Here is a 12,566-nt window from a genome sequence, read left to right as displayed (position 1 = left end):
CCCGCCTCCCCTGACCCCCCGGACCTCCCTGATCCCGGACCGCCTGCACGACCCGGTTCCGCCCGCACGACCGATACACATCCCAGGTCGTGCGTCCGTCGCCCGGTCGTGCACCCGTCTCCCGACTCCGGACCTACCCCCGGGCTCAGGCACACCCGCACGACGCGGTTCCGCGCGGACGTCCCCGGTTCGGCCCGCACGCCCCGGTTCCGCCCGCACGACCGATACCCACCCTCGGTCGTGCATCCGTCACCCGGTCGTGCATCCGTCACCCGGGTCGTGCACTCGTCCCCTGGTCGTGCATCCGTCACCCGGGTCGTGCACTCGTCCCCAGGTCGTACGTCTCCGCCCCGACGGGGACCCGCGTCCCGAGCCCGCCTACAGATGCACTACCCCGTTCCATCTGCACGACCAGACACTGTCGCCGGTCGTGCATGCGTCCCGAGGTCGTGCATCTGTGACCGCACAGGACCCCCAGCCCCCGGAACCGAACCAGACCCGGGACGAATCCGAACCGGACCCGACCCCATCCCTAGACCCGGCCCGGGGACCGTCGTCACCCCTGGGCGCTGTAGTCCGGGAGCTCCTGCAGGGTCCAGGTGTTGCCGTCCGGGTCGTCGAAGCGCACGAAACGGCCCCAGTCCTGCTCGTCCACGCCCTCGGCCTCCACGCCGAGACCCCTCAGGTGCGCGAGAGCCTCGTCGGCGTCGGGGACGACCACCTGGATGGTGTTCTGCTGCCCGGGCTCCAAGCCGCTGGTCAGCCCCGTGCCGAAGGCGATCGAGCAGGCCGATCCCGGCGGGGTCATCTGCACGAAGCGCAGGCCCTCGTACGGCACCTGATCATGGTCGGCGTGGAAACCGATCTTCACGTAGAAGTCCTTCGCCCGGTCGACATCGCTGACCGGCACGAAGATGAGTTCGATCTTCCAGTCCATCACGCACTCCTCCTGTCGGGCTCCGTCACCCGTCGGCCCTCACAGTACGCGCGGCCTCCGACACCCGCCAGAGGCGTCAGAGCCAGCCCTTGTCGGACGCGATCCGCACCGCCTGCGCCCGGTTCTCGGCGCCGGTCTTGCCGATCGCGGCGGAGAGGTGGTTGCGCACCGTGCCCGCCGACAGGAAGACCTCCGCCGCGATGGCCGCCGCGGATCGTCCGTCGGCGGCCAGCCGCAGCACCTGCCGCTCCCGGTCGCTCAGCGGGTTGGCTCCCTCGAACAGGCTCTCCTCGGCGAGTTTCGGATCGAGCACCCGGAGTCCGGCGTGCACGCGGCGCACGGCCGCGGCGAGCTCCTCGGCCGGGGTGTCCTTCACCACGAACCCACTCGCCCCGGCGTCGAGCGCCGCGCGCAGGTACCCGGGTCGCGCGAACGTGGTCACCACGAGCACGCGCGTCTGCGGGCTGGCCGCGCGGATCCGTTTCGTCGCCTCGACGCCGTCCACCCCCGGCATCTGGATGTCCATCAGACACACGTCCGGCTGCAGCTCCTCCGCCAGGCGCAGCGCCTCCGCGCCGTCCGCCGCCAGGCCCTGCACCTCGAGATCCGGCTCCAGGTCGAGCAGGGCCCCGAGCGCCCCGCGGACGAGGGCCTGGTCGTCGGCGATGAGCAGCCGGATCGGAACCGTCGGGGCCGCCGTCACCACGTCACCTCCACCCGCGTGCCCGCCGCCTCGCCTGGCCGCACGGCGAACCCGGCGCCGGCCGCCGCCGCGCGCTCCCGCATCCCCCGGATGCCGTTGCCCTCGCGATGCCCGGTCGCGGACGCGGGCCCGACACCGTCGTCCTCCACGGTGAGCACGCCCGGAGCGATGCGCACACGGACGGCCGCGGCACCGGAGTGCCGCAGCGTGTTGGTCGTCGCCTCGCGGAGGATCCAGCTCGCCGTGATCGCCTGGACCGGCGAGAGGGCGTCCGGGGTCCCGTCCACGACGAGCGCGATGTCCGCGGCGCGCAGCGAGTCCTCGGTCGACGCGAGCTGCTCGACGAGGGTCGTCGCCCGCGCACCGGCGACGGTCTGCCGCACTCCGGCGATGGCCTCCGCGGTCAGACGTTCGATGTCGGCGAGCTCGGCCTTGGCGCGCTCCAGGTCGGAGTCCATCAGCCGCCGCACGAGCTGGGCCTTGAGTCCGACGACCGTCAGCGAGTGGCCGATGAGGTCGTGCACGTCGCGCGCCACGGCCTCCCGCCCCTCGCTGGTCGCCAGCTCCCTGCCCAGCCGCTCCGCCTCCGCCGAGCGCACGATGAGCCAGGTCGAGACCGTGTTCACGACGCCGAGGAGGGCGACGATCGCGAGGACGGAAAGGTAGGAGAGGTTGTCGGGGATGAGGAAGACGCAGCCGGCCGCCACCACGAGCGCGGCGATGGTCGTGATCCAGTGCCAAGCACGGGTCAGTCCGTACGAGGCGAACGACATGATGAACGGCAGGAAGCTCAGCGCCGACCCGCCCACGGCGGGGATCGTGACCAGCGCGCACGCGATGAGCGCGGCGAACGTGATCCACTGTCGCCGCGAGGGGGTGCGACCGAGGCCGCCTCCGCCGCGCATGCCGTGCAGGAACCCCGTCACATAGAGGACGATGAACGCGACCAGCGCCACCCACCCCGTGACGACCCACGCCGGCGGAGCGGCGGAGGCGAGCAACGCAAGGACCGGATAGATCAGGAACACGAGCCAGACGACCGCCATCAGCCAGCCGAACCGCGCCCAGGGGTCCTTGCCCGTCCCGGATCGGGCGTCCGCCTCCCGGCCTTCCTGCATCGTCATCCGTCCAACCTACTGTCGCGCCGGGGCGCTCACCGTCGTGACCGCGAGCGCCGCACGCCCACCGTCACCAGCACCGCGAAGACGACGAGCCAGACCGCGACGTTGAGGAGCAGCATCCACAGCTCATCCGTCTGCCCCGTCGTCAGCACGCCCTCCGTCAGCGGCCAACGGCTCAGGGCGACGAAGCCGTACAACGGGGTGAATCGGGCGATGTCGAGCATGACGCCGTCGAGCGGCATGAACACGTTGCCGAAGAAGGCGAAGAAGGTCATCGAGATGGACGCGAGCGCGGCGGCGGAGTCGGAGCCGAAGAACAGGCCGACCCCGAGCCCGTAGAGGCCGAACATGAGGCCGATGCCGAGGATGAGGGCGGCGGTCACGACCCACCGCCAGGCGCCGTCCGCCTCCGCGCCGGTGAGCAGCCCGGCGACGAACACCGCGACGAGGGCGAGCGCGGCGAACGACACGGCGGTGAGCAGCTTCGTCAGGGCGTACCCGGTGGTCGTCAGCGGCGTCATCGCGAGCTGCCTTCCCCACCCCTGCTTGGCCTCGGTGGCCGCGAGCGAGGTGAGCGAGCTCATCGCCACCGCGGTGCCGTAGGCCGCCATCGAGACCATCACGGAGAAGGAGACGTTGCCGTTGCCGGCGGAGAGCGTGCCGTACCCCATGCCCGCACCGAAGAGCAGGTACATGGCCACGGGCATGGCGAGGGTGAAGGCGAGCGTGTAGGGGTTGCGCAGTTGGCGCAGCCCCTCGATGCGCAGCATGGTGGGCGAGACGGTCGTGGTCATGTCAGTCCTCCGTGAGGGCGGTGAAGGCGGTCTCGAGCGTGGGGGCGGCGATCTCCAGGTCGCGCGCTCCCCCGTCGAGCAGCAGCCGGGCGGCGGCGTCGGAGTCGGTGGCGCGGAGGCTGAGGCGGTCCCCGTCGACGCGCACACCGGTCACGCCCTCCGCGGCGGTCAGGGCGGCGACCAGCGCGTCCGACACGGCGGGCACGGTGGCCGAGACCGTACGCTCGCCCAGGCTCGCACGGAGCAGGGCGGTGGGCGCGTCCGCGACAACGGTGCCCCGATGCATGACCACCGTGCGGCGGGCGAACTGCTCCGCCTCCTCCAGATAGTGCGTGGCGAACACGATCGTGCGCCCCGCGTCCGCGTCGGCACGCATCACGTCCCAGAAGTGGCGCCGCGCGGTGACGTCCATACCGGCGGTCGGCTCGTCGAGCACGAGGATGTCGGGATCGGAGATCATCGCGAGCGCGAACTTCACGCGCTGCTGCTCGCCGCCCGAGCACTTGGACACCCGGCGGCGCGCGAGACCGGCGAGGTCGGCACGGCGCATCACCTCCGGCACGCGTGCGAGGGCTTCCCGCCCGTACAGCGAGGCGATCAGCCGCACGGTCTCGCCGACGGTGAGGTCGCCGAGCAGCCCCCCGGTCTGCAGCACGGCTCCGATGGCCCCGTTCGCGGTGGCCCGTTCCGGAGCCGCCCCGAGCACGCGCACGGTCCCGCTGCTGGGGGCGGTGAGCCCGAGGAGCATGTCGAGCGTGGTGGTCTTGCCCGCGCCGTTGGGGCCGAGCAGGGCGACCACCTCGCCGCGCCGGATGGAGAGGTCGACACCGTCGACGGCCGGCACGCGGCGCTCGCCGGTGCCGAAGTGCTTGCGCACGTCGATCAGCTCCAGCGCCACGGGTCTGTCATCGACGGCGGGGGACGCGGAGGACGACGCGACGCGCGGTGCCGCCTCCTGCACGGATGTCTCGTTCATGCCTCCAGCCTCGCGCCGGAGCGCGCGGCCGTCCGGAGGGCGGTGTCATCTCCTCGGCATGACACGTGTCATGCCGAGGTTCAGCGCGCGGGAAGCAGCGCCCCGTCCAGGAAGCCCGCCAGCTCGTCCACGCCGTCCACCCCGTCCAGCGGGAGGATCGCGGCGACGTACTGGTCCGGGCGCACGACGATCACGACGCCGTCACGGGACAGCTCCCGCGCCTCGAAGATGTCCGTGCCGCACCACTTGCTCGGGCCGGCCGCGTAGACCTTCTCCCAGTCGGTGAGTCCGAGCGGGCCGGTCTTCGGCTGGAAGAGCTCGGGCGTCGTCGTGACCTCGACCTCCTCGAAGGGCTGCTGATACACGGCCTTCACGTCGAACACGGCGTCGGCGTCGGCGTCCGCCGGGGTGAACCGTGCGAACACGGGCGCGGCGGCCTCCGCCCACGCTGCGAGGGCCTCCCCGGTCCGGTCGCCGAACGCGTAGACCCGCCACCGGCCGTCGGCCTTCGCGTGGTGTCCCAGGTGGACGACGTTGCCGTCCCCGACCCGCACGACCTCCGCCGACTTGAAGCGCTTGCCCAGCGGGTACCCGACGGCGAGCGCCTGGTGGGCGTCCGTGCCGGTGATCATGGAGGACGTGTACTGGGTCATGAACCCGGACGGGAACTCGGCCGTCGCCAGGTAGTACGTGGCCAGCTCGTTCGGGTCGGAGATCTCCTCGGGCTTGCGCGCCATGAGGCTGGACCACTCGCGGTCGAAGTCGATGAGCTGCTGCGCGACGGGACGACGCTCGGCGCCGTACGTGGCCAGCAGCGACTCGGGCGCACGGCCGCTCAGCACGGAACCGAGCTTCCAGCCGAGGTTGAACCCGTCCTGCATCGACACGTTCATGCCCTGGCCGGCCTTGGCGCTGTGGGTGTGACAGGCGTCGCCGGTGAGGAAGACGCGCGGGCTGCGGTCGGCGCCGGGGTCGACGTCGTCGAAGCCGTCGGTCACACGGTGGCCGACCTCGTAGACGCTGTGCCAGGCGACCTGCTTCACATCGAGCGTGTAGGGGTGGAGGATCGCGTTGGCGCGCCGGATGATCTCCTCGATGGGCGTCTGGCGCACGCGGTGGTCGTCGTCCGCCGCGACCTCGCCGAGGTCGATGTACATGCGGCTGAGGTAGCCGCCCTCCCGCGGGATGTGCAGGATGTTGCCGGCCTTCGAGTTGATCGCGCACTTCGTGCGCCAGTCCGGGAAGTCGGTGTTGACGAGCACGTCCATGACGCCCCAGGCGTGCGCGGCGCTCGCGCCGACGTGCGTGCGTCCGATCGCCTGACGCACGCCGCTCCGGGCGCCGTCGCAGCCCACCACGTACTTCGCCCGGACGACGCGTTCGTCGGCCTCGCCGACATGGCGGACGCGCACCTCGACCGGGTACTCGCCCTCCTCGTGCACGGTGAGCCCGAGGAATTCGACGCCGTAGTCCGGCACGATCCGTCCGGGGCCGTCGGCCGCCGCTTCGGCGAAGTAGTCCAGCACGCGGGCCTGGTTGACGATGAGGTGCGGGAACTCGCAGATGTCGTAGGCGTAGTCGGCGGTGCGGGTGGTCCGCACGATCTGATCGGGGTGCTCGGGGTCGGGGCCCCAGAAGTTCATCCAGCCGATGTTGTAGGCCTCCGCGATGATGCGCTCGGCGAAGCCGAAGGCCTGGAAGGTCTCCACGCTGCGGGGCTGGATGCCGTCGGCCTGTCCGAGGACGAGGCGGCCCTCTCGCTTCTCGATGATGCGGGTCGTGATGTCGGGGTACTGCGACATCTGTGCCGCGAGCAGCATGCCCGCGGGCCCGGAGCCGACGATGAGGACGTCGACCTCGTCGGGCAGGGCGGCGGGGCGGTCGATCCCGGTGCCGGCGGCGTCCTGCACGCGCGGGTCTCCGGACACATAGCCGTGGTGGTGGAACTGCATCGTCGTCGATTCCTTCCGGACGTCTTCGTCGGGTGTTGCGCCCAGGAACACCGTGTTCTATATTCGAACACAGTGTTCTACTATTGAACACAGCCTAGACCGGTGCCTCGCGCATCGCAAGGAGAGCCATGTCCGAGCGCCCCGCCGCCCCCGCCTCGCAGACGCTGAGCCGCGGCATCCGCATCCTCGAGGTGCTCGCCGACGCCCGCGGCGCGCTGACCATCGACGACATCGCCGGCCGCCTCGAAGTGCATCGCTCCATCGCCTACCGGCTCCTCCGCACCCTCGAGGATCACGGTCTCGTCACCCGCGACGCGAGCGGCGCCGTGAGCCTCGGCGCCCGCATGGCCGCCCTCGCCGCCGGTGTCGCCCACGACCTCCAGGCCGAGGCCCTGCCGGAGCTCACCGCCATCGCGAACGAGCTCGGCATGACCTGCTTCCTCGCCGTCCTGGACGGGGCCGAGTGCATCACCCTCGCCAGCGTCGAGCCGCGGCACGCCGTCGCCAGCGTCGCCCAGCGGCCCGGCGCGCGGCACTCCGTCACGGTCGGCGCCCCCGGGAAGGCGATCCTCGCACAGCTCGACGGCGCGGAGGTTCCCGTCGCCATCTCCCCCGCCCTGCGCGCCGACGTCGACAGCGCCGCCGCGCGCGGCTACGCCACGAGCCACGACGAGGTCATCCCCACGGTCCAGTCGGTCGCCGTCCCGTTGCGTCTGCGCGGCCAGCGTCCCGCCGCGATCGCGGTCGTGCACGTCGCGACCGACCTGGACGACGGGGAGATCGCCGCGCGCCTCCGGCGCTCCGCCGACCTCATCCGCGAGGCCCTCGAGGGCTGAGCCGGAACGCACGAGAGCGCGCGCCCCTCAGGGACGCGCGCTCTCGTGGCAGGGAGGTCAGACCTTCGCGAGCCCGCGGATCGGGCTGACGGACTGCTCCTCCTCGTGGTCCGGACCGAGCGGGATGCCCGAGCGGTCGCGCAGCAGGAGCGTGGCGACGAGGCCGAGGAGGGTCATGCCCGCGAGGTACCAGGTGACCGCCTCGGTGGAGCCGGTCTGATCGACGATGAACGTCGCGATCGTGGGCGCGAAGGCGCCACCGGCGATCGCGCCGATCGCGTACGAGATGGAGACGCCGGAGAACCGGATGCTCGCGGGGAACAGCTCGGTGTACAGCGCCGCCTGCGGCCCGTAGGTGAAGCCCAGGCCGATCGTGAGGATCGCGAGACCGGCGAACAGCAGCCCCACCTCGCCGGTGTTGACGAGCGGGAACAGCGTGAACACGCCGACGAGCTGGAGCACCCAGCCGATGAGGTAGGTCGTGCGACGGCCGATGCGGTCGGACACCCAGCCGGCCAGCAGCGTGGTGAGCAGCCAGGTGACGGCCGATCCGGTGACCGCCCACAGCACGGGCCCGCGCTCGAGGCCGATGGGCCCCTCGGGGTTCGTGGCATAGCCCTGGATGTAGCCGCCGGTGGTCATGTAGCCCACGGCGTTGTTGCCGGCGAAGACGAGGGCGGCGATGATGACGAGCAGCAGGTGCTTGCGGAAGAGCTGCACGATCGGCATCTTCGCCTTCTCCTTGCGCTCGGCGAGCTCGGCGAACACCGGGCTCTCCTCCACGCGACGGCGGACGTAGTAGCCCACGAGGATCAGCACGACGCTCAGCAGGAACGGCACACGCCAGCCCCAGGCGAGGAACTGGTCCCCCGGAGCGATCGCGGTCATCAGCGCCATGACGCCCGAGGCGAGCAGCAGGCCGAGCGGCACGCCGATCTGCGGGGAGGCGCCGAAGATGCCGCGCTTCTTGCGCGGGGCGTGCTCGACGGCCATCAGCACCGCGCCGCCCCACTCGCCGCCGGCCGAGATGCCCTGCACGATGCGCAGCAGCACGAGGAGGACCGGCGCCATGACGCCGATGGTCTCGTGCGTGGGGAGCAGACCGATCAGGGCGGTCGCGGCCCCCATGAGGATCAGCGTCCACATCAGCACGGCCTTGCGGCCGAGCTTGTCGCCGTAGTGGCCGGCGAGGAACGCGCCGAGGGGCCGGAAGAGGAAGCTCACACCGACCGTGGCGAAGCCGACGAGAGCGCTGTTGGCGCCGAGCGGTGCGAAGAAGAGCTGTCCGAAGACCAGCCCGACCGCCGTGGCGTAGATGAAGAAGTCGTACCACTCGACGGTGGTCCCGACGACGGTGGCGAAGACGACACGACGCCGGTCGGCCGCCGTCGCGATGGTTCCGGTGGGCGTGAACCCACCCTGTGACTGCCCGCTCATGGGGTGTCTCCTTTGTGCTTGTGACCGCGTTGTCACGGCGCGCCCGGACGTGAATCCGATCTGCTTGCCGAGGGGTGAGACGATGATATATGATTTCGGATACGACGCACAACGCGTCCTGACCAGCGCGAGGAGGCGCATCCGTGACGGACACCATCGCCCGCCCGGGGAAGATCATCGCGATCCACCTGAGCTACGCCTCGCGGGCCGACCAGCGCGGTCGACGCCCCGCCCACCCCTCCTATTTCTTCAAGCCGGCCAGTTCGGTCGGGGTCTCCGGCGGCACCGTCGAGCGCCCCGCCGGCACCGAGCTGCTCGCGTTCGAAGGGGAGATCGCGCTGATCATCGGCGCCCCGGCCCGCCGGGTCGCCCTCGCCGACGCCTGGGACCACGTGCAGTGGGTGACCGCCTCGAACGATCTCGGTCTCTACGATCTGCGCGCCAACGACAAGGGCTCCAACGTCCGCTCCAAGGGTGGCGACGGGTACACCCCGCTCGGTCCGGAGCTGATCGACGCCCGCACGGTCGACCCGGCGGCGCTCCGCGTGCGCGCCTGGGTGAACGGCGAGCTCCGCCAGGACGACACCACCGCCGGCCTCATCTTCCCGCTGGCCCAGCTCGTCGCCGACCTCTCCCAGCACTTCACGCTGGAGACCGGCGACGTGATCCTCACGGGCACTCCCGCGGGCTCGTCGGTCATCGTCCCCGGCGACGTGGTCGAGATCGAGGTCGACGCCCCGGACGCCCCCGGCGCCCCCACGTCCGGCCGCCTGGTCACGACGGTCACGCAGGGGGATGTCCCCTTCGACGGCGACCTCGGCTCGCTCCCCGCGGTGGACGACCTCCAGCGCACCGAGGCCTGGGGCTCCCGCGAGCTCGCCGGCCTGCCCGCCGAGGACACCGCGCCCACGCTCACCCCCGAGCTCCGCGCCCAGCTCCTCGAAGCCCCCACCGCCGGCCTCTCGGCCCAGCTGCGCAAGCGCGGACACCACTCCTGCTTCATCGACGGGGTCTCCGCCAACCTCCCGGGCACGAAGATCGTCGGCACCGCCAAGACCCTGCGCTTCGTGCCGTTCCGCGAAGACCTGTTCCGCACCCACGGCGGCGGGTACAACGCCCAGAAGCGCGCGTTCGACGCGGTCGCCGAAGGCGAGGTCATCGTCATCGAGGCCCGCGGCGACGCGTCCACCGGCACGCTCGGCGACATCCTCGCCCTGCGCGCGCAGACCCGCGGCGCGGCGGGAGTGGTCACCGACGGCGGTGTCCGCGACTTCCAGGCCGTCGCCGAGATCGGGCTTCCCGTCTTCTCGCAGGGTGCGCACCCCTCGGTGCTCGGCCGCAAGCACGTGCCGTGGGACGTCGACGTGACGATCTCGTGCGGCGGTGCCACCGTGCAGCCCGGCGACATCATCGTCGGCGACAGCGACGGCGTGATCGTGATCCCGCCGGCTCTCGCCGCCGAGGTCGCCGCCGACGCCGTGGCCCAGGAGATCGAGGACGCCTGGATCGCCGAGCAGGTCGCCGCCGGGCACCCGGTCGACGGCCTCTTCCCGATGAACGCCGAATGGCGCGCCCGCTACGAGCAGGCGACCGGCACCGGAGCGGAGCGGAAGTGAGCACGGTCGAGAGCGCCAGCAAGTCGGAGCAGGCGTACGCCTGGATCCGCGCGCGCATCTCGGCGCACACCTACGGCCCTGGCTACCGCCTGGTCCTCGGTCCGATCGCCGAGGAGCTGGGGATGAGCGTGGTCCCGGTGCGCGAGGCGATCCGCCGCCTGGAGGCCGAGGGGCTCGTGACCTTCGAGCGCAATGTCGGCGCCCGCGTGACCCTCGTGGACGAGGGCGAGTACGCCCACACGATGCAGACGCTCGGACTCGTCGAAGGGGCGGCCACCGCGCTGTCCGCTCCCCTGCTCGACGCGGACGCGCTCGCGCAGGCCGCCGAGGTCAACGAGCGCATGAGCCGCCTGCTCGACCACTTCGACCCGCACACGTTCACCGAGCTCAACCGGCAGTTCCACTCCGTGCTGTTCGAGCCGTGCCCCAACCCGCACCTGCTCGACCTCGTGCACCGCGGCTGGGCCCGGCTGTCCGGCATCCGCGACTCGACCTTCGCCTACGTGCCCGGCCGCGCCCACCACTCGGTCGACGAGCACACCCAGATCCTCGAGCTGATCCGCGACGGCGCCGAGCCGCTGGAGATCGAGCTCGCCGCCCGCAACCACCGGTGGCGCACGAGGGACGCGTTCCTCGACGCCCTGCACACCCGTTCCGTCCCCGCCGAAGGAGAAGCATCATGACCGACTCCCGCATCCCCGCCGACCTGCCCGACCACATCCAGCACTACATCGACGGCGCCTTCGTCGACTCGATCGACGGCGACACGTTCGACGTGCTCGATCCGGTGACGAACCAGACCTACACGACGGCCGCCGCCGGCAAGAAGGCCGACATCGAGCGGGCCGTCGCCGCCGCCAAGCGCGCCTTCGACGAAGGTCCCTGGCCGCGGATGCTCCCGCGTGAGCGCTCGCGCGTGCTGCACAGGATCGCCGACATCGTGGAGTCGCGCGACGCCCGGCTCGCGGAGCTGGAGTCGTACGACTCCGGCCTGCCGATCACGCAGGCCCTCGGTCAGGCCCGCCGCGCCGCCGAGAACTTCCGCTTCTTCGCCGACCTGATCGTCGCCCAGGCCGACGACGCCTTCAAGGTGCCGGGCAAGCAGATGAACTACGTCAACCGCAAGCCGATCGGCGTCGCCGGGCTCATCACCCCGTGGAACACGCCGTTCATGCTCGAGTCCTGGAAGCTCGGCCCCGCGCTCGCCACCGGCAACACGGTCGTCCTCAAGCCGGCCGAGTTCACGCCCCTCTCCGCCTCGCTGTGGGCGGGCATCTTCGAGGAGGCGGGCCTGCCGCAGGGCGTCTTCAACCTCGTCAACGGCCTCGGCGAAGACGCCGGCGACGCGCTGGTGAAGCACCCCGACGTGCCGCTCATCTCCTTCACCGGCGAGAGCCGCACGGGGCAGATCATCTTCGGCAACGCCGCGCCGTTCCTCAAGGGCCTGTCGATGGAGCTCGGCGGCAAGTCGCCCGCCGTGGTCTTCGCGGACGCCGACCTGGAGGCCGCCGTCGACGCGACCATCTTCGGCGTCTTCTCCCTCAACGGCGAGCGCTGCACCGCCGGGTCCCGCATCATCGTGGAGCGCTCGATCTACGACGAGTTCGTGGAGCGCTACGCCGCGCAGGCGCAGCGCGTCAAGGTCGGCTACCCGCACGACCCCGAGACCGAGGTCGGCGCTCTCGTGCACCCCGAGCACTACGACAAGGTGATGTCCTACGTCGAGATCGGCAAGACCGAGGGCCGTCTGGTCGCCGGCGGCGGTCGTCCCGAGGGCTTCGAAGAGGGGAACTTCGTCGCCCCGACGGTGTTCGCCGACGTGGCCCCCGACGCCCGCATCTTCCAGGAGGAGATCTTCGGCCCGGTCGTCGCGATCACCCCGTTCGACTCCGACGAGGAGGCGCTGGCGCTCGCGAACAACACGAAGTACGGCCTCGCGGCCTACATCTGGACGAACGACCTCAAGCGCGCCCACACGTTCGCGCAGTCCGTCGAGGCCGGCATGGTGTGGCTGAACAGCAACAACGTCCGCGACCTCCGCACGCCGTTCGGCGGCGTGAAGGCGTCGGGCCTGGGCCACGAGGGCGGCTACCGCTCCATCGACTTCTACACCGACCAGCAGAGCGTGCACATCACGCTCGCCTCGACCCCGCACAACCCGACGTTCGGCAAGAACTGACGCCCGCCGGACACA

At 71.4% G+C, this 12,566-nt stretch carries 11 protein-coding genes; 4 read left to right on the top strand and 7 right to left on the bottom strand.

The window, feature by feature from the left end:
* Nucleotides 1-556: 556 nt before the first annotated feature.
* The 6 genes from BV453_RS02460 to BV453_RS02435 form a co-directional block, all read right to left on the bottom strand.
* Complete coding sequence (locus BV453_RS02460; protein WP_025103820.1) at nucleotides 557-937, bottom strand: VOC family protein; 381 nt, start codon at nucleotides 935-937, stop codon at nucleotides 557-559.
* Between the two features lie 76 nt (nucleotides 938-1,013).
* Entirely contained in the window at nucleotides 1,014-1,640 is a 627-nt protein-coding gene (locus tag BV453_RS02455; RefSeq protein WP_036292686.1) for a response regulator transcription factor, read from the bottom strand.
* The gene (locus BV453_RS02450) at nucleotides 1,637-2,764 is read right to left on the bottom strand and encodes a sensor histidine kinase (protein WP_025103818.1); all 1,128 of its coding nucleotides are present in this window, start codon (nucleotides 2,762-2,764) and stop codon (nucleotides 1,637-1,639) included. Before BV453_RS02450 ends, BV453_RS02455 begins: the two co-directional genes overlap by 4 nt.
* Nucleotides 2,765-2,793: 29 nt before the next feature.
* Nucleotides 2,794-3,555 (bottom strand): ABC transporter permease, encoded by a 762-nt coding sequence (locus tag BV453_RS02445; RefSeq protein ID WP_085606807.1) that lies wholly within the window; start codon nucleotides 3,553-3,555, stop codon nucleotides 2,794-2,796.
* A 1-nt stretch (nucleotide 3,556) separates the two neighbouring features.
* Entirely contained in the window at nucleotides 3,557-4,531 is a 975-nt protein-coding gene (locus BV453_RS02440; protein ID WP_249520784.1) for an ABC transporter ATP-binding protein, read from the bottom strand.
* Nucleotides 4,532-4,611: 80 nt separating this feature from the next.
* Nucleotides 4,612-6,483: an FAD-dependent monooxygenase gene (locus BV453_RS02435; RefSeq protein ID WP_249520783.1), complete on the bottom strand. Its 1,872-nt coding sequence runs from the start codon at nucleotides 6,481-6,483 to the stop codon at nucleotides 4,612-4,614.
* A gap of 128 nt (nucleotides 6,484-6,611) precedes the next feature.
* Between BV453_RS02435 and BV453_RS02430 the strand changes: the two genes are divergently transcribed.
* Nucleotides 6,612-7,319, top strand: a complete 708-nt coding sequence (locus tag BV453_RS02430; protein ID WP_126894096.1) for an IclR family transcriptional regulator — start codon at nucleotides 6,612-6,614, stop codon at nucleotides 7,317-7,319.
* Nucleotides 7,320-7,376: 57 nt separating this feature from the next.
* Here BV453_RS02430 and BV453_RS02425 read toward each other — a convergent pair whose 3' ends face one another.
* On the bottom strand, nucleotides 7,377-8,756 hold the full coding sequence (locus BV453_RS02425; RefSeq protein ID WP_249520782.1) for an MFS transporter: 1,380 nt from the start codon (nucleotides 8,754-8,756) through the stop codon (nucleotides 7,377-7,379).
* 143 nt (nucleotides 8,757-8,899) lie between these two features.
* Between BV453_RS02425 and BV453_RS02420 the strand changes: the two genes are divergently transcribed.
* The 3 genes from BV453_RS02420 to hpaE are packed head-to-tail and all read left to right on the top strand — an operon-like array spanning nucleotide 8,900 to nucleotide 12,551.
* The gene (locus tag BV453_RS02420; RefSeq protein WP_249520781.1) at nucleotides 8,900-10,372 is read left to right on the top strand and encodes a fumarylacetoacetate hydrolase family protein; all 1,473 of its coding nucleotides are present in this window, start codon (nucleotides 8,900-8,902) and stop codon (nucleotides 10,370-10,372) included.
* Nucleotides 10,369-11,055 (top strand): GntR family transcriptional regulator, encoded by a 687-nt coding sequence (locus BV453_RS02415; protein ID WP_025103811.1) that lies wholly within the window; start codon nucleotides 10,369-10,371, stop codon nucleotides 11,053-11,055. The genes BV453_RS02420 and BV453_RS02415 overlap by 4 nt, the downstream gene beginning before the upstream one ends.
* On the top strand, nucleotides 11,052-12,551 hold the full coding sequence (gene hpaE / locus BV453_RS02410) for a 5-carboxymethyl-2-hydroxymuconate semialdehyde dehydrogenase (RefSeq protein WP_025103810.1): 1,500 nt from the start codon (nucleotides 11,052-11,054) through the stop codon (nucleotides 12,549-12,551). Before BV453_RS02415 ends, hpaE begins: the two co-directional genes overlap by 4 nt.
* Nucleotides 12,552-12,566: the final 15 nt, after the last annotated feature.

Origin of the sequence: Microbacterium sp. ER1 (genome assembly GCF_023383675.1) — a bacterium.
Taxonomy (GTDB): domain Bacteria; phylum Actinomycetota; class Actinomycetes; order Actinomycetales; family Microbacteriaceae; genus Microbacterium.
Note: the sequence above shows the minus strand (reverse complement) of the source record. Positions and strands in the feature narration are given on the sequence as shown.